Source organism: Streptomyces sp. Ag109_G2-15 (assembly GCF_900215565.1).
Lineage (GTDB): Bacteria > Actinomycetota > Actinomycetes > Streptomycetales > Streptomycetaceae > Streptomyces > Streptomyces diastatochromogenes.
The window spans coordinates 481,699-501,286 of sequence record NZ_OCNI01000002.1; the positions used below are offsets into that span (position 1 = coordinate 481,699).

Below are 19,588 nucleotides of genomic sequence, written 5' to 3' on the forward strand. Positions count from 1 at the left end.
TTACTGCCCCGCGAGACCCCTGAAACTCCGGGCACTCGGCGTGCAACCTTTCGCCATACCTGCGTGTCTCACCCGATAACAGCATGACTCGACCAAGGGGGACATCATGCGAAGAATTGGGGCAGTGATAGCGGCGCTCGTTCTGGCGGGCACCGGGCTGGCGACGGCGTCGAGCACGGCGGGCGCCGCACCTGCGGCCACCGCGCGGGCGACGGCGTGTCCGACCGGCTGGGGCAGCGGCGCCAAGGGCGGTCCCACCGCCGGGGCCGTGCCGCTGGACAACATCAGGACCGGTCGGCACGCCTGCTTCGACCGCATGGTCTTCGACGTGCCCGGCGGTGGCCGGTCCATCGGCTTCTCCGTCCGGTACGTGCACCGGCTCCACCAGACCGCCAGCGGCCGCTACATCCCGGTCGGCGGCGGGGCCATCCTCGACGTCCATATCGGCGCGCCGAGTTACGACCCGGAGACCGGCACACCGACGTATCCGGGACGGGTGGGGCACACCCTTCCGGGCGTGAACGTCAGCGGTTACCGCACCTTCCGGGACACCCGGTTCGCCGGCAGTTTCGAGGGTGAGACGCAGATCGGCCTCGGGGTCCGGGCCCGGCTGCCGTTCCGGGTGATCCAGCTGCCCGACCGTGTGGTGGTCGACGTGGCCCACAACTGGACGGGCAGCCGCTGAGCGCGCGCCGCCCGCGGGCTTGCCCCGCGTTCCCGAGTCTGATTGGGTACGCGGCGCCCCGTGCGCTCGGGGCGTGGCAGGCGGGAGGGGCGGGCGGCGTGCAGGTGACGGAACGGCAGGACATCGGGGGGCCGCTGCCCGAGGACCTCGGGCAGGCGATACGCGGGACCGCCGAGGACATCGCCGCGCTGTTGCGGCGTGTGCCCGACACGGCGGTTCCCGTACCGGGATCGGAGTGGAGCGTCGGCGAGGCGGCCGCACATCTGGCCCTGGCCAACGAGCTGATGGCCGACCTCGCCTCCGGGCGTGAGCGCCCGTACGGGGACGGCACCCCGCAGAGCCTGGCCGCGGCGAACGCCGAGTCCCTCGCCGGCTTCGGGGAGCGCCGGGCCGAGCCACTGGCGACAATGATCGCGAAGCAGGCCGAGGTATTCCTGGACGCCGTGGCGCGGACGGGCACAGCGGGCCGTACCCCGACCACGCCCATGGGCACCATGGACCGCGGCGTTCTCGCGTCCTACCTGCTCACGCACATGCTGGGCCACGGATACGATCTCGCGCGCGCCCTGGACCGCCCGCACATGCTCGACGGCCCGCGCGTGGGCCTCTGTATGCCGTTCATGCTCTCGGTCATGCCGCGCGTCACGAACACCGCGGCCGCCGCCGGTCTCACGGCCCGTTACACGGTCCGGCTCCGCGGGGGCGAGGCGTTCGGCGTGTCCCTGGCCGACGGCGCCGTGCAGGTGACACCGGGGCCGCCGCCGGGCCGCTCGGACTGCACCATCCTCATCGAGCCCACCGCGTTCCTCCTGATCGCGCTGGGCCGGCTCAACCCCTGGCGTGCCATCGCCCGGGGGCAGGTGCTCGCCTGGGGAGCCAAGCCCTGGCTGGCTCCCCGCTTCCCGACCCTGTTCACCGCACCCTGAGCGGTCTCACCCCTGGTGCCGGGTGGCGCCGAAGTCGGTCTCGTGGGTCCAGACGTGGGTGCAGGACGGGCACTGCAGGTGGAGCAGGCTGCCGGTGTTGGAGAGCAGGTAGCGCCAGTGGTCGTGGCACGCACGCCCCTGCTCGCAGGTGGCGCACTGCCGGCGGTCGTCGCAGTTCGGGCAGTCCACCCAGGCACGGCGCCCGATGTCGGCCTGCGGGTCAAGCGGCAGCATCGCCGCCCCCGCGCCTGGGGAGCACCCCGGCCGCGACCAGCTCGTCGTAGACGCGCTGCTGCTCCGCGTCGAGGCCGGAGTACAGCAGGTCGTACGCCTCCTCCTCACCGCGCAGCGCCGCGACGGGGTCCCAGTCGGGCCCCAGAGCGGCCAGGGCGTGCGTGCGCCGGAGCATTTCGTGCGCGGTCAGGTCGACCACGAAGTCGACGGGCGCGGATGTGCTCTCTGCGGCAGGCTCGTCCGGCTCGCCGGGAAGGATGGGGTCAAAGGAGGACATACGACCGAACGTAGGTAAGCCTCTCCCACCAGGGCAAGAGCAGGTGGGAGAAGTCACAGCAGGTCACTTCAGGATGTTCACGGCCCGCGCGACCACCAGGACCACGGTCACCAGAGAGACCGAGGACTGCAGCATCATCAGCATCTTCGCCCACCGTGACAGGGGCATCACGTCGGTCGGGCTGAACGCGGTGGAGTTGGTGAAGGAGAGGTACAGGTAGTCCAGGAACGCCGGCTCCCAGTCCGGCGGGGCGGTCTCCGGGCTCTGCATCTGCACGAAGAGGAAGTCTGCGTGCTGCTGCCGGCCGAGGGCGCGTGCCATCGGGCCGCCGCGGTCCCACTCCCAGTACCACAGGGCGAAAACGATGACGTTGGTCAGCCAGATGCCGCCGCCGGTGAGCAGCAGCGGCACCGCGTCCGCCCCCGCGGTGCCGCTCACCAGGTCCGCCACGAGCCGGATGGCCGCCAGACCGTTGGCCAGGCTGATGACGCAGATCAGGCCCAGCCCCAGCCACCGCAGCCGGCGTGTACGGGGCTCGACCCGCCGGGGGTTCGCGGCGATCAGGCCTGCCAGCAGCACCAGCTCCAGTACGGGCAGTGCCCAGAACGGCTGGAGCGCGAGCCGGTGCGGCAGCATCAGCTGCAGGGCGACCGCCACCAGGATCGCGGCGGTCACCGCCCAGCGCGGCTCCCCGCGCGTCGCCCGCTGCCACGCGGGGACCAGATCACGTTCGCGGCTCGCCAGCATTCGCTCGATCCTGGCCAAGCGGTTCTCGGCGTCGCCCGTCTCTTCGGTCATGGCCAAGATTGTCCCGGGTGCCGGGCCACCCGGCGGAGGGGGTGCCCACCACCCGGCGTACCGGCTCCGACCTCCGCCTCAGCCGCTGATGAGCGCCGTGAACCGCTCGGTGTCGATGTTGCCGCCCGAGGCGATGACACCGATCCGCCGCGGGAGGTTGTCGACGCGTGCGGACAGGAGGGCTGCCAGGCCCGTCGCGCCGCTGGGTTCCAGGACGATCTTCAGGCGCTCGAAGGCGAACCTCATGGCCTGGACGATCTCCTCGTCGCTGACCAGGGTGACGGCGTCGACCAGGCGCCGGTTGATGTCGAAGGTGATCTCGCCGGGGGTGGAGATCGCCTGGCCGTCGGCGATGGTGCGGGGCACGGGAATGGTGACGCGCTCACCGCTCTCCAGGGACCGCTTGGTGTCGTCGCCCGCTTCGGGCTCGACGCCGATCATGCGGATGCCGGGGTGCAGCGCATTGGCGGTGGTGGCGCTCCCGGCGATGAGGCCGCCCCCGCCGACGGGCACGACGAGTGCGTCGAGTTCTCCGGTGTCCTCCAGGAGTTCGAGGGCGGCCGTGCCCTGGCCGGCGATGACGTGCGGGTGGTCGTAGGGCGGGATCAGGGCCAGGCCGCGGTCCTCGGCCAGGGCCTCGCCGAGGGCCGTGCGGTCCTGGGTGTAGCGGTCGTACGTCACGATCTCCGCCCCGTAGCCGGCGGTGGCCGCCATCTTGGACCGGGGGGCGTCCTCGGGCATCAGGATGACGGCGCTGGTGCCGAGTTCGCGGGCGGCCAGGGCGGTGGCCTGGGCGTGGTTGCCGGAGGAGTAGGCGGCGATGCCCTTGGCCAGTTGCTCGGGAGAGAGCTGGGCGGCCGCGTTGTAGGCGCCGCGGATCTTGAAGGCGCCGATCCGCTGGAAGTTCTCGCACTTGATGAACACCTCGGCACCGACGAGGGCGTCGAGCGTGCGCGAGGTGAGGACGGGGGTGCGGTGGGCGATGCCCTTGAGGCGCGCGGCGGCGTCACGGACGTCGTCGAACGTTACGGGCGAAGCGGCGGCCATGGCGTGTCCTTGCTGTCGGAGCCTTGCGGCAGGAGTAAGGAGGTGGGCGGGAGCTTTGGTGGGCGGAAGCCTCGGGGGGCGGGAGCCTTCGTGGGCGGAAGCCTCGGGGGGCGGAAGCCTTCGTGGGCGGAAGCCTCGGTCGAGGAGGCCTCGGTCGGCGGGAGTCTCGGGGGGCGGGAGCGCCTTGGGGGCGGGAGCCTTGGAGGCGGGAGCCTCGGTCGGCGGGAGTCTCGGGGGGCGGGAGCCTTGGGGGCGGAAGCCTCGGTCGCCGGGAGTCTCGGGGCGGGCGGAAGCCTCGGTCGGCGGAAGCGTTGGTGGGCGGGAGCCTCGGTCGGCGGGCTACCAGCCGCTGACCCGGTTCCAGACTCCCTGGATCGCGGGTGTGGGACCATCGTCGGGCCGGCCGCCGTCGACGACGTGGTAGCCGTGGTGCTGGGCCGCCGTGGCGCAGGCGTGGTTGGGCAGGATGCGCAGGCGGGTGCCGACGGGCAGGTCGGGCAGGAGGGCTCCGTCGCGTGCGCTGAGGGTGCCGTGCTCCTGGCTCGCGCCGGTCATGACGAGCCCGGGGATCAGCCGGCCGGTCAGGTCGGCGACGAGGCCGTAGCCCTGGTCCTGGGGCTGGGCGGAGGTGCCGCGGTCGCGGGACATGGCCATCCAGCCGCCGTCGGTGATGATCCACCCGTACTCGGGGCGGTGACCGATGACGGTGACGACCACCGACAGGGCCAGGTCGTCGAGGTCGCAGACGCCCAGGCCAGCCATGACCAGGTCGAAGAAGACGTAGTTCCCGGCGCGCAGTTCGGTGACGCCCGTGAGGTCGTCCGCCGCGTGGGCGGTGGGGGTGGAGCCGACGCTGACGATGTGCACGGGCAGCCCGGCGGCCCGCAGTGTGTCGGCTGCGGCGACGGCGGCGTCGCGTTCGTTCTTCGCCGCCAGGCGCTGTTCCTCGGCGGTGTGGGCGAAGTAGGACTCGCCCGCGTGGGTCAGGACGCCGTCGAGGCAGCCCGCCTCGTGCAGGATGCGGCCGATGCCGACGAGCCCCGGCGCGTCGGGCCTGAGTCCGCCGCGGTGGCCGTCGCAGTCGATCTCGATCTGGGCGGGGACGGCGATGCCCGCTTCCCGAGCGGCGTCGGCGACGGACGTCGCCTGTTCGGTGCTGTCGAGCAGGACGCGCAGGGTGACGCCGCGACGGAGCAGGGCGATCACACGGGGCAGCTTGTGGGGGTCGATGCCGACGGCGTAGGTGATGTCGGTGTAGCCGGCGTCGGCGAACGCCTCGGCCTCGGCGAGGGTGGAGACGGTGACGGGGCAGGGGGTGCCGTCGTACAGGAGGGCGGCGACGTCGAGGCTCTTGGCCGTCTTGACGTGCGGGCGCAGGGTGACCCCGAGCCGGTCCGCCCGCTGGGCTAGCCGTGCGATGTTGCGTCGTGCCCTGTGCACGTCGACGACGGCGAACGGGGTGCCGGGATCCGCCAGGTTCCGGACGTGCGTTGCAGGTGCGGTGGTGCTCACAGAGTTATGTCCATCCTCTTCAGAAGGGCCAGGCCCAGGTAGAGGTCCTGCAGGCCGATGCCGGAGCTGTCGAAGACCGTGATGTCGGCGTCGTCGCCGCGTCCCGTGGCCCGGCCGGTGAGGACCTCGCCGAGCGGGGTGAGCACGGTCTCCTCGGGAGCGTGCTGGCTGTCGCCCATGCGGCGGGCCTGCTCGGGCAGATCGCAGAAGACGCGCGCCACGGAGAACAGCTCGGGGTCCAGTTCCCGCTTGCCGGGGGCGTCCGCGCCCATGCAGGAGACATGGGTACCGGGCCGGATCCACCGGGCCCGGAACAGGGGCGGGTCGTCGGCACGGGCGTTGGTGGCGGTGACGATCACGTCGGCCCGGGCGCAGGCCTCCTCGGCGCCGGTGACCGTCGCGGTACGGCCCTCCGCCGCGAGGTCGGCCGCCATCCGTGCGGCGCGGTCCTTGTCGCGGCCCACGACCAGGACCTCGTCGACGGGCCGGACCCGGCTGACGGCCCGTACCTCGTAGGCGGCCTGGTGCCCGGTGCCGAACACGGCCAGGGTGGAGGCGCCGGGGCGGGCCAGCAGATCGACGGCGAGGGCGTCGGCGGCCGCCGTCCGGTAGGCGTTGGCCTCGCCGACCTCCAGGACGGCGGCGATCCTGCCGATCGTCTGGTCCAGGAGCAGCAGGGTGGAGTGGTGGCGCGGCAGCCCCTGCTCCGGGTTGCCCGGCCAGTAGCTGCCGATCTTCACCCCGGCGTGCGTGGCGGAGGCCGACGGCTTGAGCGTGAACCGGTTCCGCGGGTCGGATCCGTGCACGGCCACGCTGGGGAAGACCGCGCCGTCCACGGTCGCGGCGAAGGCCTCGCGGGCCGCCTGCAGCGCGAGGTCCTCGTCGACGACCGCGGCGGTCTCCTCTTCGGTGATGTGCAGGAGACGGCGACTCATTGAGCGGCCCTTCACTTGGTGTAGTTGTAGACGGTCGCGCGGGACACGCCGAGCAGGTCCGCGATGGCCTGAGCGGCGTCACGCGAGTCGAAGTAGCCGTCCGCGTGCAACTGCCGTACGAGCGCCTTCTTGGCCTCCCGGCCCAGCGACCTCGGGGTCCCCCCGCGTTCCGCGGCCGACGCCTCGACCGCCTGGCGCAGTTCCCGGGCGTTGCGGTCGCGCAGGGTCTCCAGCGGCTGTTCGCGATGCTCGGTGTCGGTGGCGACGAGGTTGGACAGGGCGAGCGTGACCGGCGACAGGACGGAGACGTCGAGGTTCAGGCACAGGGCCGCGATGTACTCGCCGGCGCTGTTCTTGATGCCGATCGACGTGCTCTTGGCCGGGCGGCCGTCGGGGAACCGGTTGGGGTAGTTCTGGATGACGCTCGGGTACTGCGGGTCGGCGATCCGCGCCAGCCCCAACTCGGTCGCGGAGTCGCCGACTTCACGACCGGAGAGGTTGTTCTCGATGGCCCGGATCGCGTGCTTCGGATCACGCAGGTCGTGCAGAACCACCTCGCACAGCCCCGGGAACATCCGGCCCAGGGCAACGGCGATCTTCTCCGATTCGCGGATGAGGTGCTCGTCCGCTTCGGCCTCGGCGGTACGCATGACGTGACCCTCCCGCTCGACAGAGTTCGACTCTTTTTCCAACTCTGGACAGCGAGGCTAATCGGTTACGTAGCCGCCGTCCAGCAGCCCGGACGAGGACGACGGGTGCGGGCCAGGTGAGTTCGTACAGGTACCGCTCCGCGTCCCACGGGGATCCGTACCTGACGCACGACCATTGACACTCGCCCGTCCCGACCCGAGACTCATGGCCAGCTCAAAGTGAACCAAATTTCACCTGGCGAACAGGCCGCTCCTGTTCCCGAGCCCATTCATCTCCGAGGACGAAGATGACCCCCTCCCCCACATCCCCCGCACCTCGTCCCCCACACACGCTCCGCACGGTGTTCCCGGTCGTCGCCCTGTGCTGGCTCGCCGTCTTCTTCGACGGCATGGACGTCAACATCTACGGCGCCGTGATGCCGCACATGCTCGACGACTCCGGTCTCGGCCTGACCCCGGCCGACGCGGGCACCATCGGCAGCTGGACCACCTTCGGCATGCTCATCGGCGCGCTCACGGCCGGAAACCTCACCGACTGGCTCGGCCGCCGGCTGATGCTCGTCGCGAGCGTGTCGCTCTTCTCCGTCGGCTCGGCGATCTGCGCCCTGGCCGGGGGCATCGGCCCGTTCGGGGTCGGCCGGTTCGTCTCCGGTCTCGGTCTCGGCGGGCTCATGCCGCTCTGTCTGGCCTTGGTCATGGAGTTCGCACCGCCGCGCCGGGCCGCCCTGACCACCGGCCTGCTGATGACCTCGTACCACGCGGGCGGCATGGCGGCGACCGGCCTCGGCCTGACCCTGGCCCCGGCGGCGGGCTGGCGCTGGGTGTTCTGGGCGGGCGTCCTGCCGGCCGTGGTCGCCGTGCCGCTGCTACTCGCCCTGCTGCCCGAGTCGCCCGGCGTACTGCTGGCGCGCGGTGAGCGGGAGCGGGCCGACGCCGTCGCGGACCGCTACGGGCTCCCCCGGCCCACCGCCGTCGCCGCGCCGGCCGCCGGGGCCAGGGGCCGTCTGGCCGCCGTGCGCGCGCTGTTCCGCCCCGACTCGCGCTGGGCGACTCCCCTGCTGTGGCTGGCCTCCTTCTGCGGTCTGCTGCTGGTCTACGGCGTGAGCACCTGGCTGCCGCAGATGATGCGTGCCTCCGGCTACGGCCTGAACTCCTCCGTCAGCTTCCTGCTCGTCATCAACGCGGGCGGCATCGTCGGCCTGCTGATCGCGGGCCGCACCGCCGACCGGTTCGGCGCGGTCCGGGTGTCGGCGGTCTGGTTCGTGCTGACGGCCGCCGGAGCGCTGCTGCTCAAGGCACATCTCCCGCTGGGCGCCACGTACGCCGTGGTCGCCGTCACCGGTGTGTGGCTGTTCAGCGCGCAGGTCATGGTCTACGCCGCCACCGACACCGTCTATCGCGGCAGCGAGCGTGCGGCGGGCCTGGGCTGGGTCACCGGTGTCGGCCGCACCGGCGCCGTCGTGGGCCCCTGGCTGATCGGTGCGTTGGCCGACAGCGGCAACGAGAGCTGGGGCTTCACGACGTTCGCCCTCGCCGGGCTGGTGGGCGCGGTCGCCATCGCCCTCGTGCCGCTCGCCCGGCGGATCGGCCGGAGCGGTGCCCCGGCGACCGTTCGCCTCGCAGCCGGCGCGAGCCCCTCGAAAGGCTGACGTCCGGCCCTGGATCCCCTGCTCGGTATGCCCCCACTCAATTCCCCCCACTCGACAAGGAGTCGGCACGATGTTCCCGCGCACCCGGTTACCCGCAGGACGCTTCCGGCGGGCCCTGGCCGCAGCCGCCGCGGCCGTGGTCGTCCTCACCGCCGCGGGGGTCGCGACCCCCGCCCGGGCCACCACGCAAGCAGAGGTCGTGAAGGACCTCCCCTAGGCCCCCGCCCAGCACCCAGGGCAGCATGCTGAACCCAGGGCCCTCGCCGCCCGAGGGGCTATCTCCGTTGGGCGGCGAGGCGTATGGGGGCGTTGGCGGCGCCGTAGCCGCGGTAGCCGCCGGACCGCTGCACGAACTCGAAGAAGACGTGGCCGACCGTCTCCGTGTAGCAGTGCCGGAACTCGCCGCCGTGCTCGTCCCGGTCGTAGAGGATGCCGAGTTCGCGGTACGTCTCCCACTCGCCCTCGGGAAACTCGTACCGCGCCCGCAGATCGTCGTAGTAATTGGCGGGTACCCGCAGCAGGTTGGCGCCCGCCGCGCGGAAGCGGCGCACCGCCGCGACGATGTCGTCGACGGCGAAGGCCACGTGCTGAGCCCGGGTGCCGGTCTCGTCCGTCGGGCTCGGGGCGAGGTTGAGGACCAGCCGTGGTCCGTCGGGCGGGGCGGACAGGGCGCGGCTGCGGAAGAGGCCGTAGGGGTCGGCGAGTTCGACGGTGTCGTGCGGGCTGAGGCCCAGCACGGCGCGGTGGAAGAGCACCGCCTCGTCGAAGTGGTGCCAGGGTTGGGTGAGCGCGAGATGGTCGATGCCGGTGACGCCGGTGGACCGGCTCGCCGCCCGGTGCTCGAAGTCATCCGTCCAGCTGGGGAGTTGAGGTCGACGGGTGGCGCAGAACAGCACTTCGGTGCCGTCGGGTGCCACCACCGACTCCAGGGGGACGTCCTGCTCGGCCCGGCGTCGGGGCAAGGTGGGGGCGAGCAGGGCCTCGGCGCGGCGGGCGGCGGCCTGCGGATCCGGTGACTCCAGACCGATGGCGGCCAGCCTGGTGCCGGCGCGGCGCGTGGCGGCTCCGGCGTTGACCAGGACGCGGGCCTCGCCCTGCTCCCACAGGTCGACGGGCTTTCCGCGGTGCCGGCCGGTGCGGGTGAAGCCGAGTGCGGCCAGCAGTTCGCCGATGGGCTGGGGGTCGCCTGCGGCGAGTTCGGCGAAGGCCACTCCGGAGGGTGCGGCCGGGGCCGGCAGGGCGGACACGCCGGCGCTCTCCTCAAGAGCGAGCAGGGACCGCAGACCGTCCACGGCCGTGCGGCCCGCGTCCGCCTGGCGGAACACGTCGTTGAAGACCTCCAGCGACAGCGGCCCCTGGTAGCCGGTGGCGAGCACGTGCCGGACGAGCCCGGCGACGTCGAAGCCGCCCTGACCGGGGAAGCAGCGGTAGTGGCGGCTCCACTGCAGGACGTCCATGGCGAGCAGGGGGGCGTCGGCCAGCTGGAGGAAGAAGATCTTCTCGCCGGGGATGCCCTCGATGCCCTTGGGGTCCGAGCCGCGGGAGAGGATGTGGAAGCTGTCCAGGCAGGTGCCCAGCGCCGGGTGGCCCGCGGTCTCGACGATGCGCCAGGCATGGTCGTACGTGTTCACGTGCCGCCCCCAGGCGAGCGCCTCGTAGGCGACGCGGATGCCGAACTCCTGGGCCAGACCCGCCAGTTGACTCAGCTGCTCCGCGGCGAGCGCGTCGTCGTCCACCGTCTGCGGGGAGACGTTGGAACAGACGAGGACGGTGTCCACGCCGAGCCGTGTCATCAGGTCGAACTTGTGCCGGGCGCGACGGAGATTGCGGGCGAACTCGTCGGCGGACACGGCCTCGATGTCCCGCATCGGCTGGTAGAGGTCGATGGACAGGCCCAGGTCCGCGGTGCGGGCGGCGACCTCCTCAGGCGCCAGGGGGCTCGCGAGCAGGTCGTTCTCGAAGATCTCGACGCCGTCGAAGCCGGCGCGCGCGGCGGCGGTGAGCTTCTCGGTCAGGGTGCCGCTGAGGCAGACGGTGGCGATCGACTTACGCATGGCCGCCACCCACGCCGATCCAGGTCTCCCCGGCCCGCCCTGCTGCTTTCACTGAAACTCCAAGCTGACCACTAGACGGTTCATTCGTTCCGCTGTGCGGTCACAGTAATCAGGCAGGGGTCTTCTGGACAAGGGCGCATCGAGCCCAGTCTCGACCGGGGGGGGTGGCCAGAGCGCCACGGCGGGCCACTGCAGCCTTGAATCGCCAGGTCCACGGTACGGATCTGACAGACCGCTCAGCGGTACCTCAGGGGTGAGCTACGGAGCCGTCAAGGGCCGCGACAGGATGGCCCCGGCTCTGCGGTTTCCCTGGTCCGCGCAGCGGACTACGGTCGGGGGTGTCATGGACGGGTGGGCGCGGCGCGGAGACGGGTCGGCCACAGCGGGGAGGCAGCAGGTGAGCGAGGAAGAGACGCCGGCGGGGGGCGACCGGGATCAGCAGCCCACCGGGGTGCGCAGTGTCCGGCGGGCCTTCGACATCCTCAACCTGCTCAGCGAGCAACGGCCCGTGATCACGCTGCGGGAGATCACCGAGGCGACCGGGCTGGCGAAGACCACCGCGCTGCGGCTGGTGCAGACCCTGGAGGAGAGCGGTCTGCTGTGGTCGCACCCGGCCGGCTACACTGCGGGGCCGGCGCTGTGGCGCTGGGCCTATCTCGCCCGCAGCCAGTGGGAAGTGCCCCAGGAGACCCGTAAGGTCATGCGCGACCTGGCCGACCGGCTCGGCGAGACCGTCAACCTCTTCGTCGCGCGTGACGTCCACCGCATCTGCGTCGCCCACGAGGAGAGCCCGCACCCGCTGCGTCATGTCGTCGACGTCGGCGACGAGCAGCCCCTGTGGGCCGGCGCCTCCTCCAAGATCCTCCTGCGCGACGCCCCCGAGGCGCTGCTACAGCGCGTGGCCGCCGCCTCCCCCCGCGGTGAGGCGTACACCGATCAGCTGCGGACCTGGGCGGCCGAGGCGGCCGAGCGGGGCTACGCGGTCAGCAGCAGCGAGTGGGACGAGGGGCTGACCGCCGTGGCGGTGCCCGTGACCGGCCGCACCGGCCGGGTCGTCGCGTCCCTCTCCCTGAGCGGCCCCAGCCACCGCTTCCCCTACGAGGCCGTCGAGCGCTTCGCCACAGAACTCACCCAGGGCGCCCGCCTCATCTCCGACCAGGGCTTCACCCACCCACTGGGCAGCGAGGGCTGAGCCGGCGGGCTCCCGCGGGAGAGTCACACGGGGGCGCCGACAGTCCCTCAGGAATGCGTTACCCCGCCTGGCGCAGGCCGAGTTCGTACACCTGTGGTTCCGGCGGCGCACGCCACCCTCTAGGCTTGCCGGTGCAGCTGGTTCGCCCCGTCAGCCAGGCGGGATGCGTCGTAAGAGGGAACCCGGTGGGAATCCGGGACTGCCCCGCAGCGGTGAGCGGGAACGACCGCCGTCATACGCACTGGGCCCACGAACAGGGTCTGGGAAGCGACGGCCAGTAGGTGTCCTCCTTGGTGAGGGCGTGCCCGCGAGTCCGAAGACCTGCCAACTGCCCGCGTGCGAAGCACTCGTGCGCGGACATCCCGGTGACCTCGAGGGCGGGTCGGCGTACACACCGAGCGGGCGGCCGCTGCCGTCCGGTCCGTCGCCCCTTCGCGCTCTCGTCCCGTCCCCGGGATCTCAGGGATCAGTCTCGCGAAGGAGATCTCCGTGACCACCAAGCCCGCAGCCGCGGCAGCACGGGCCACCGTGTACGGCTACCCCCGCCAGGGACAGCACCGGGAACTGAAGAAGGCGATCGAGGGCTACTGGACGGGCCGCGTCACCGCGGACGCCCTGCGGGCCACCGCCGCCGAACTGCGCCGCACCACCTGGCGGCGGCTCGCCGAGGCCGGCATCGACGAGGTGCCGACCGGCGACTTCTCGTACTACGACCACGTACTCGACACCACCGTCATGGTCGGCGCGATCCCCGACCGGCACCGGGCCGCCGTCGCCGCCGATCCGCTCGACGGGTACTTCGCCATGGCCCGCGGCACCCAGGACGCGGCGCCGCTGGAGATGACCAAGTGGTTCGACACGAACTACCACTACCTGGTCCCGGAACTGGGCCCGGACACGGTGTTCACGGCTCACTCGGCCAAGCAGGTCGCCGAGCACACGGAGGCCGGCGCCCTGGGGCTCACGGCCCGGCCGGTGCTCGTCGGCCCCGTCACCTACCTCCTGCTCGCCAAGCCCGCGCCCGGCGTGGCTCCCGGCTTCGACCCGCTCACCCTCCTCGACCGGCTGCTGCCGGTGTACGCCGAGGTCCTCGCCGACCTGCGCGCGGCCGGTGCGGAGTGGGTGCAGCTGGACGAGCCCGCCCTGGTCGAGGACCGTACTCCGGCCGAACTGAGCGCCGCGGCCCGCGCCTACCGTGCCCTCGGCGCCCTCACCGACCGGCCCAGGCTGCTGGTCGCCTCCTACTTCGGCCGGCTCGGTGCGGCCCTGCCGCTGTTGGCCAAGGCGCCGGTGGACGGACTCGGCCTGGACTTCACCGAGGCCGCGGCCGCCAACCTGGACGCGCTCGCGGCCGTCGGCGGGCTGCCCGGCAAGCGCCTGGTCGCGGGGGTCGTCAACGGCCGCAACGTCTGGGTCAACGACCTCGAGAAGTCGCTGGCCACCCTCGGCACCCTGCTCGGTCTGGCCGACCAGGTCGATGTGTCGGCCTCCTGCTCGCTGCTGCACGTCCCCCTCGACGCCTCGGCGGAGCGGGACATCGCACCGCAGATCCGGCGCTGGCTCGCCTTCGCCCGGCAGAAGACCGCCGAGATCGCCACCCTGGCCCGCGGGCTCTCCCACGGCCCGGACGCCATCGCCGCCGAACTGTCCGCCAACCGCGCCGACCTCGCCTCCCGGGCAGCCTCCGCCATCACCCGCGACCCGGCCGTCCGCGCCCGCACCGCCGCCGTCACCGCCGCGGACGCCCGCCGCCGTCAGCCGTACCCGGAGCGGGCCGCGGCCCAGCGCGCCCATCTGCGTCTGCCGTTGCTGCCCACGACGACCATCGGCTCCTTCCCGCAGACCGGTGACCTGCGCACCGCGCGGGCCGACCTGCGTGCGGGACGGATCGACACGGCAGGCTACGAGGAGCGCATCCGGGCCGAGATCCAGGAGGTGATCGCCTTCCAGGAGCAGGCCGGCCTGGACGTCCTGGTGCACGGCGAGGCCGAACGCAACGACATGGTCCAGTACTTCGCCGAACAGCTCACCGGCTACCTCGCCACCCAGCACGGCTGGGTCCAGTCCTACGGCACCCGCTGCGTACGCCCGCCGATCCTGGCCGGCGACATCTCCCGCCCCGAACCGATGACGGTGCGCTGGACGTCGTACGCCCAGTCCCTCACCGACCGCCCGGTCAAGGGCATGCTCACCGGCCCGGTCACCATGCTCGCCTGGTCGTTCGTCCGTGACGACCAGCCGCTCGCCGAGACCGCACGCCAGGTCGCCCTCGCCCTGCGCGACGAGGTGAACGACCTGGAGGCAGCGGGCACTTCGGTGATCCAGGTCGACGAGCCCGCGCTGCGCGAGACCCTGCCGCTGCGGTCCGCCGACCGCCCGGCCTACCTGGAGTGGGCCACGGAGGCGTTCCGGCTCACCACCAGCGGCGTGCGCCCGGACACCCAGATCCACACCCACATGTGCTACGCCGAGTTCGGCGACGTCGTCCGGGCCATCGACGATCTCGACGCCGACGTCATCAGCCTGGAAGCCGCCCGCTCCCACATGCAGGTCGCCCGGGAACTCGCCGCCTACGGCTACCCGCGCGAGGCCGGACCGGGTGTCTACGACATCCACTCCCCGCGGGTACCCGGCGCGGAGGAGTCTGCCGATCTCCTGCGCCTCGGGCTGAAGGCCATCCCCGCCGAACGTCTGTGGGTCAACCCCGACTGTGGTCTCAAGACGCGTGGCTGGCCCGAGGTACGGGCCAGTCTGGAGAACCTGGTGGCTGCGGCGCGGACCGTGCGCAGGGAGATCTAGCCACCGAGCCGGGCGCGCCCCGGTCGAACCGACCGGGGCGGCCTGCGCGGCTGCCCGGCATGCCCGTACCGTCGTACGCAGCCAGTCCGGAACACCCCGCCCCGCGGCGGAAGCAGAGGAGCAGCCGCGTGACCAGCCGTGTCACTCTCATCTCACCGGCGACCACGCCGTCGCTGCGGCGGGCCCGCTTCGACGACGGCGACTCGATCGAGGACAGCGCGGCGGCGCGGGCCAGGTCGGCGGCCGGGTCGCTGCCCGCCGCGGTGCGTGTCCTCGTCTCTCCCAGCGTGCGCTGCCGGGAGACAGCCTCGGCGCTCGGCCTCGACGCCTCTCCGCAGCCGGAACTCTCGGGCCTGGACGTGGGCCGGTGGCGGGGGCGGACGCTGGACGACGTCGGTGCCGTAGAGCCGGAATCGGTGGCCGGCTGGCTGGCCGATCCGGGTGCCGCACCGCATGGCGGGGAGTCGGTACGGGAGCTGTGTGCCCGGCTCGCGCGCTGGCTGGACACGAGTGGTGCGGTGGACGGCAGGACGATCGCCGTGGTGGAGCCGGAGGTCGTACGGGCCGTGGTGGTGCACGCGTTGGGCGCGCCCGAGGCGGCGTTCTGGCGCGTCGACGTCCCGCCGCTCACGGCGACGGAGGTCACCGGCCGCTCCGGGCGCTGGAACGTGCGGCTCGGACACGTCCTCGCCGGGCCGGGCGACTGACGGCGGTCAGGCGGTCGCGTCCCGATGGCGGCGCAGCAGTGCCGCGATCGCGCACCGCAGGCAGTCGGTGTCCGTGTCCCCGGTCGTGTCGTGGTGGCCGTGGCAGTCGGCCGCCGCCTGTCGGCCCGCGCCCTCATCCGCCGTACGGCAGGCCGCCGTTGGGCCCCCGACCAGGGCTTCGAGTTCTTCGAGGAGTCTCTCGGTCCGCTTGACCTGCTGGGCGAGCACCCGTACCCGCGCGCTCTGGCCGCCGATCTGGCGTCGGCTGGCGATGAGTTGTGCGTACTCCTCCACGGTCAGGGCGACCGCCTCACGTCCGCCGAGAGTGATGTGGCGCGGTTCGGGACGTTGTCTGGCCACTCGGCTCCTCCGCTCGTCGCCTCCTCCGGTGTCCGGGAAACGCGAGAGGGCCCCCGGACGGTTCCGGAGGGCCCTCTCGTGTCCTGAAGGGATCAGTGCGTGGCGGGAACTCTCCGCCCGGACTCGGCGGTCGCGGGCTTCGGGTTCAGCTGCCGCTCGGCCAACTCGCCGAAGAGCAGGCCGAATCCGCCCCACAGAACGGCCTGGATGGCCAGTGCGGAGAGGCGGAACCGCCACAGCAGGGTGGCCGGGAAGTCCTTCGGCACCTCGTTGACGGCCGGCAGGAAGGCGTAGGCCAGGCCGATCGCGACGGCGAAGGCGGCGACCGCGAGGACGGTCGCGTACCAGGTGCCCAGGGTGGGTACGAGGCGCTTGCCCAGGATGGTGGCGGCGACCGCCAGGAGCACGCCGAGCAGCATCATCAGGAAGTACAGGGTCGTCCGCTTGCCGATGGTGTCGGGGTCGCCGACCGACGGCGGGTTGGCCGGGTACTTCAGGAACGGGACGACGTAGACGGCGAGCAGTGCGCAGCCGGACAGCAGCAGCGCGGTCGCCCGCGGGCCGAAGCGGCCGACGCGGCCGAGCGCGACGCAGAAGGCGAGCGCCGCGATGCCGCCGAAGGCGACCCCGTAGACGAGGACACCGGTGGCCAGGCCCGCGGTGGACTGCAGGGAGCGGGAGACGACCTCCATCTCGTGCTCGTGGGAGTGGGCGTCCTCGAAGCTGATCGCGTTGTCGACGCTCGGCTCACCGAGGAAGTAGGCGACGACCAGGGCGAGTACGCCGGCGGCGAGGCCGGCGAGCATGCCTCGCACGAGGAGGTTTCTTACCGTTGTGGAGTTCATGGGTGCGCGGTGTCCCTCGCGTCAGTGGCAGGGGAACCCGAGCAGGTGGCGGGCGTCGTGCACCCACTCGTGGACGTCCGTGCCGTTGAACACGGAGGTGGCGCCCTGCTCGGCGCCGACGAAGTAGAGCAGGACGAGCATCAGGATGCCGAAGAAGACCGCCCAGGGTGCGATTGCCTTGAGCGGCAGCGTGGCGGGAACGGCGGGGGTGGTGGCTGTCGGCTGGGCGACGGTCTGCGCCATGGCAGGACCTCCTCTGGGAGTTCGCGTCCCATCTCGGTGGTGCACATGACGACGGCCACGGGTCTGACTCACGGGTCCCCAAGGGGTGTTCCGCATACAGTGGCGCGACCGTGCCGGATTCCCACCGGCTTCCGTCTCGCCGTCGTCGATATCGGACAGACCGTACCGCGTGGCGCGTGCATGGCCAAGACCGCGTGGTCCGTCGTGATCTTCCTCTCGCGTCGGCCGTCACGGCGAGGCCGGGGTGCGGTCTGCCGGGCCGTGCGGCCCGGCAGACCTGCCCCGTCACACTGCCGTCAGCCGCGGCGGCCCGACGGATCGGGCGCGACCGTGTCCCGGTTCTGGCCGGGGACCGAACCGGCGTCAGGAGACCCGGCGCCGACGGGCGCTCCCTGCGCCCGGTCACCGTGGCCCGGCCACCACGCGGCGTGGCCGATCAGCGCGGTGAGGCTCGGCGTGAAGAACATCGCCATCACGAAGGCCGCGACCGCGATGCCGAAGGAGACCGCGAAACCCATCTCCGTCAGCAGCGCGTTGCCCGCCAGCATCATCGTGGCGAAGGTCGCCGCCAGGATGAAGCCGGCCGCCGCCACGGTCGGCCCGGCGTGCCGGAGCGCCATGCCGGCCGCCTCGCGCGGCTCGCGGCCCTCGCGGGCCTCCTCGCGGAGCCGGGCGATCATGAGGATGTTGTAGTCGGTGCCGATGGCGACCACGAACAGGTACATGATCACCGGGAGCATGAACATCAGACCCGAGTGTCCCTGTCCCTCCTGGAAGATCCAGACCGTGGCGCCGAGGGTGGCACCGAAGCCGAGGCCCACCGAGGCCATCAGGTACCAGGGGGCGACCACACTGCGCAGCAGCAGCCCCAGGATGACCATGATGAGGAGGGCGGCGACGGGGAAGACCGTCCGGTAGTCGTGGTTGACCGCGGTCTTGATGTCCTTGTAGATCGAGGACATGCCGCCGACGACGGCCTCCGTGCCGCCGGGGGCGTCGGAGTGCGCGACGTCGCGCACCTCGCCCACGACGTCGATCGCCTTGTCCGTCGAGGCCTCGTACTTGAGCGTGACGGTGAAGTCCGCGGTGGTACCGCCCTTGTTCACCTGGGTCATGCGCGCGCTCGCGACGCCGTCCACGGCGCCGAGCTTCCGCGCGTACGTGTCGAAGGCGGCCTTGTCCAGCGGCTTGCCGTCGGTGCTCGACAGGTAGACGTCGGTGGGTGCGGCGGCGCCCGCCGAGTACGCCTTCTGCATCTCGTCCTGGACGACCATGGACTCCTTGGTCTTGGGCATGGAGCCCGCCGCCAGGTCGAACGTGGCGTTGAAGCCGAGGGTGCCCAGCGAGAGGGCGACCAGGACGAGGCCGGACACCGCGGCGGTCAGCGCCGGGCGGCGCTGCACGCCCCGGCCGAGGGCGGCGAACCGGGCGTTCTCCGGCTCCCGCTGCCAGGACTTGGAGGGCCAGAAGACCTTCGGTCCGATGAGCGAGACCACGGCCGGGATCAGGGTCAGGCCCGCGACCAGGGTGGCGGCGACCGCGATGGCGAGCGCCGGGCCCATCTGCTTGAGGAAGCCGAGCGTGGACAGCACCAGCGCGAGGAAGGCGATGATGACCGCTCCGGCGGCCGAGGCGATGGCCTCGCCGACCCGGTCGACCGCGTTGACCATGGCCTGTTTCGGCTCGTCGCCGGCGCGCAGGCGCTCGCGGTAGCGGAACATCAGGAAGAGGAAGTAGTCCGTGCCGACGCCGAAGAGCACGACGATCAGGATCGACGAGATCGAGCTGTTGGCCTGCAGGTCGAACAGCTTGGTGGCGTAGGCGATCAGCCCGTTGGCCACGGCGGACACCAGACCGATCAGGACCAGGGGCAGGATCGCCAGGATCGGCGCACGGAAGATGATCAGCAGGGTCACCAGGATGATCAGGAAAGTCCCGATGCCGATCAGCGCCTGGCCGCGCTGGGAGGAGTCCTGCTGGTCGAGGACCTGCGCGGCGGAGCCGCCGAGCTTGACGTCGAGGTGCGTGCCCTTGGCCAGGTCCTTGACGTCCTCGCGCAACACCTTGGCCGCGTCGGCCTGTTTGGGCTGACCGGCGTTCTTGCTGTCCATCTGCACCAGGGTCAGGTCATACCTGCCGTCCTTGGACGGCAGGCCGGGGACGACCTTCTGCACCTGGTCGATGTGCTTCTTGCCCAGTTCTGAAGTGATCCGGGCGATGTCCTGCTTGTCGGCGGCGGTGAGCTTGCCGCCGTCGGTGCGCTGGTACAGCGCGATCGCGGACGGAGTGAAGGCGCTGGGGAACGCCCTCTCCTGCAGATCCGCCGCTTTGATCGACTCGTAACTTTTGGGCAGGAAACTGCTCTCGTCGCTGTTCGAGGGCAGGCTCGGCGCGGTGGCGACGATCGCCACCGCCGCGATGAGCCATGCCACGATCGTCCAGACGGGATGACGGACGACGGCATTCCCAATGCGTCGGAACATGCGGAAGGTCCTCCTGGGCAGGAAGATCACCGCAGCCCGGGGAGCGGACCCTGGCATCGGCGACCCCGACCAGCCGTCGCTCTCGGGCCGGTCGAATGGTTGTCTTCAGATGCGATCGTAGTGACCGCACACCGCGATCATTCCATCGTGTGCCGTCCGGCCGCCAAAAACCCTTCTCTTTTCAGTCATGGC

General features: G+C 71.9%; 19 protein-coding genes and 2 riboswitches. Of the genes, 7 read left to right on the forward strand and 12 right to left on the reverse strand.

What is annotated here, in order from left to right:
- Positions 1-106 precede the first annotated feature (106 nt).
- Entirely contained in the window at positions 107-685 is a 579-nt protein-coding gene (locus CRP49_RS38660; RefSeq protein WP_097258068.1) for a hypothetical protein, read from the forward strand.
- 98 nt (positions 686-783) lie between these two features.
- Positions 784-1,611: a maleylpyruvate isomerase family mycothiol-dependent enzyme gene (locus tag CRP49_RS38665; RefSeq protein ID WP_097258069.1), complete on the forward strand. Its 828-nt coding sequence runs from the start codon at positions 784-786 to the stop codon at positions 1,609-1,611.
- Between the two features lie 6 nt (positions 1,612-1,617).
- On the opposite strand, the gene CRP49_RS38670 is transcribed toward CRP49_RS38665, so the two are convergent.
- The 7 genes from CRP49_RS38670 to CRP49_RS38700 all read right to left on the reverse strand — a co-directional run bounded on the left by CRP49_RS38670 (position 1,618) and on the right by CRP49_RS38700 (position 7,064).
- Positions 1,618-1,845, reverse strand: a complete 228-nt coding sequence (locus CRP49_RS38670; protein WP_097258070.1) for a hypothetical protein — start codon at positions 1,843-1,845, stop codon at positions 1,618-1,620.
- The gene (locus tag CRP49_RS38675; RefSeq protein WP_097258071.1) at positions 1,832-2,122 is read right to left on the reverse strand and encodes a DUF6400 family protein; all 291 of its coding nucleotides are present in this window, start codon (positions 2,120-2,122) and stop codon (positions 1,832-1,834) included. The genes CRP49_RS38670 and CRP49_RS38675 overlap by 14 nt, the downstream gene beginning before the upstream one ends.
- Positions 2,123-2,185: 63 nt before the next feature.
- Positions 2,186-2,920 carry a DUF1345 domain-containing protein gene (locus CRP49_RS38680; protein ID WP_097258072.1) on the reverse strand — a complete coding sequence of 245 codons (735 nt, stop codon included), beginning with the start codon at positions 2,918-2,920 and terminating at the stop codon, positions 2,186-2,188.
- A gap of 78 nt (positions 2,921-2,998) precedes the next feature.
- On the reverse strand, positions 2,999-3,967 hold the full coding sequence (locus CRP49_RS38685; RefSeq protein ID WP_097258073.1) for a threo-3-hydroxy-L-aspartate ammonia-lyase: 969 nt from the start codon (positions 3,965-3,967) through the stop codon (positions 2,999-3,001).
- Between the two features lie 339 nt (positions 3,968-4,306).
- Positions 4,307-5,479, reverse strand: coding sequence for a DSD1 family PLP-dependent enzyme (locus tag CRP49_RS38690; RefSeq protein WP_097258074.1), 1,173 nt, complete (start codon positions 5,477-5,479; stop codon positions 4,307-4,309).
- Positions 5,476-6,414 carry an ornithine cyclodeaminase family protein gene (locus CRP49_RS38695; protein ID WP_097258075.1) on the reverse strand — a complete coding sequence of 313 codons (939 nt, stop codon included), beginning with the start codon at positions 6,412-6,414 and terminating at the stop codon, positions 5,476-5,478. The genes CRP49_RS38690 and CRP49_RS38695 overlap by 4 nt, the downstream gene beginning before the upstream one ends.
- Before the next feature lie 11 nt (positions 6,415-6,425).
- Positions 6,426-7,064 (reverse strand): transcriptional regulator, encoded by a 639-nt coding sequence (locus CRP49_RS38700; protein WP_097258076.1) that lies wholly within the window; start codon positions 7,062-7,064, stop codon positions 6,426-6,428.
- Between the two features lie 341 nt (positions 7,065-7,405).
- Here CRP49_RS38700 and CRP49_RS38705 point away from each other — a divergent pair, with 341 nt between their 5' ends.
- The gene (locus CRP49_RS38705) at positions 7,406-8,713 is read left to right on the forward strand and encodes an MFS transporter (RefSeq protein WP_179851985.1); all 1,308 of its coding nucleotides are present in this window, start codon (positions 7,406-7,408) and stop codon (positions 8,711-8,713) included.
- A gap of 70 nt (positions 8,714-8,783) precedes the next feature.
- Positions 8,784-8,930 (forward strand): hypothetical protein, encoded by a 147-nt coding sequence (locus tag CRP49_RS47275; protein WP_179851986.1) that lies wholly within the window; start codon positions 8,784-8,786, stop codon positions 8,928-8,930.
- Between the two features lie 58 nt (positions 8,931-8,988).
- Here CRP49_RS47275 and CRP49_RS38710 read toward each other — a convergent pair whose 3' ends face one another.
- Positions 8,989-10,767 carry a bifunctional sugar phosphate isomerase/epimerase/4-hydroxyphenylpyruvate dioxygenase family protein gene (locus tag CRP49_RS38710; protein WP_097259259.1) on the reverse strand — a complete coding sequence of 593 codons (1,779 nt, stop codon included), beginning with the start codon at positions 10,765-10,767 and terminating at the stop codon, positions 8,989-8,991.
- A 397-nt stretch (positions 10,768-11,164) separates the two neighbouring features.
- Between CRP49_RS38710 and CRP49_RS38715 the strand changes: the two genes are divergently transcribed.
- The 3 genes from CRP49_RS38715 (at position 11,165) to CRP49_RS38725 (ending at position 15,465) form a co-directional block, all read left to right on the forward strand.
- Entirely contained in the window at positions 11,165-11,959 is a 795-nt protein-coding gene (locus tag CRP49_RS38715; protein ID WP_094219671.1) for an IclR family transcriptional regulator, read from the forward strand.
- 121 nt (positions 11,960-12,080) lie between these two features.
- Positions 12,081-12,303, forward strand: a riboswitch (cobalamin riboswitch).
- 145 nt (positions 12,304-12,448) lie between these two features.
- Positions 12,449-14,758 (forward strand): 5-methyltetrahydropteroyltriglutamate--homocysteine S-methyltransferase, encoded by a 2,310-nt coding sequence (gene metE / locus CRP49_RS38720; protein ID WP_097258078.1) that lies wholly within the window; start codon positions 12,449-12,451, stop codon positions 14,756-14,758.
- A gap of 128 nt (positions 14,759-14,886) precedes the next feature.
- Positions 14,887-15,465 carry a histidine phosphatase family protein gene (locus CRP49_RS38725; RefSeq protein ID WP_097258079.1) on the forward strand — a complete coding sequence of 193 codons (579 nt, stop codon included), beginning with the start codon at positions 14,887-14,889 and terminating at the stop codon, positions 15,463-15,465.
- A 6-nt stretch (positions 15,466-15,471) separates the two neighbouring features.
- On the opposite strand, the gene CRP49_RS38730 is transcribed toward CRP49_RS38725, so the two are convergent.
- From CRP49_RS38730 to CRP49_RS38745, 4 genes are all read right to left on the reverse strand, one after another.
- The gene (locus CRP49_RS38730; RefSeq protein WP_097258080.1) at positions 15,472-15,825 is read right to left on the reverse strand and encodes a hypothetical protein; all 354 of its coding nucleotides are present in this window, start codon (positions 15,823-15,825) and stop codon (positions 15,472-15,474) included.
- 92 nt (positions 15,826-15,917) lie between these two features.
- Positions 15,918-16,670 carry a CbtA family protein gene (locus CRP49_RS38735; RefSeq protein ID WP_097258081.1) on the reverse strand — a complete coding sequence of 251 codons (753 nt, stop codon included), beginning with the start codon at positions 16,668-16,670 and terminating at the stop codon, positions 15,918-15,920.
- 21 nt (positions 16,671-16,691) lie between these two features.
- Positions 16,692-16,913 carry a CbtB-domain containing protein gene (locus CRP49_RS38740; RefSeq protein WP_086692985.1) on the reverse strand — a complete coding sequence of 74 codons (222 nt, stop codon included), beginning with the start codon at positions 16,911-16,913 and terminating at the stop codon, positions 16,692-16,694.
- 36 nt (positions 16,914-16,949) lie between these two features.
- A riboswitch (cobalamin riboswitch) is annotated at positions 16,950-17,092 on the reverse strand.
- Between the two features lie 117 nt (positions 17,093-17,209).
- Complete coding sequence (locus CRP49_RS38745) at positions 17,210-19,396, reverse strand: MMPL family transporter (protein ID WP_097258082.1); 2,187 nt, start codon at positions 19,394-19,396, stop codon at positions 17,210-17,212.
- Between the last annotated feature and the right edge of the window lie 192 nt (positions 19,397-19,588).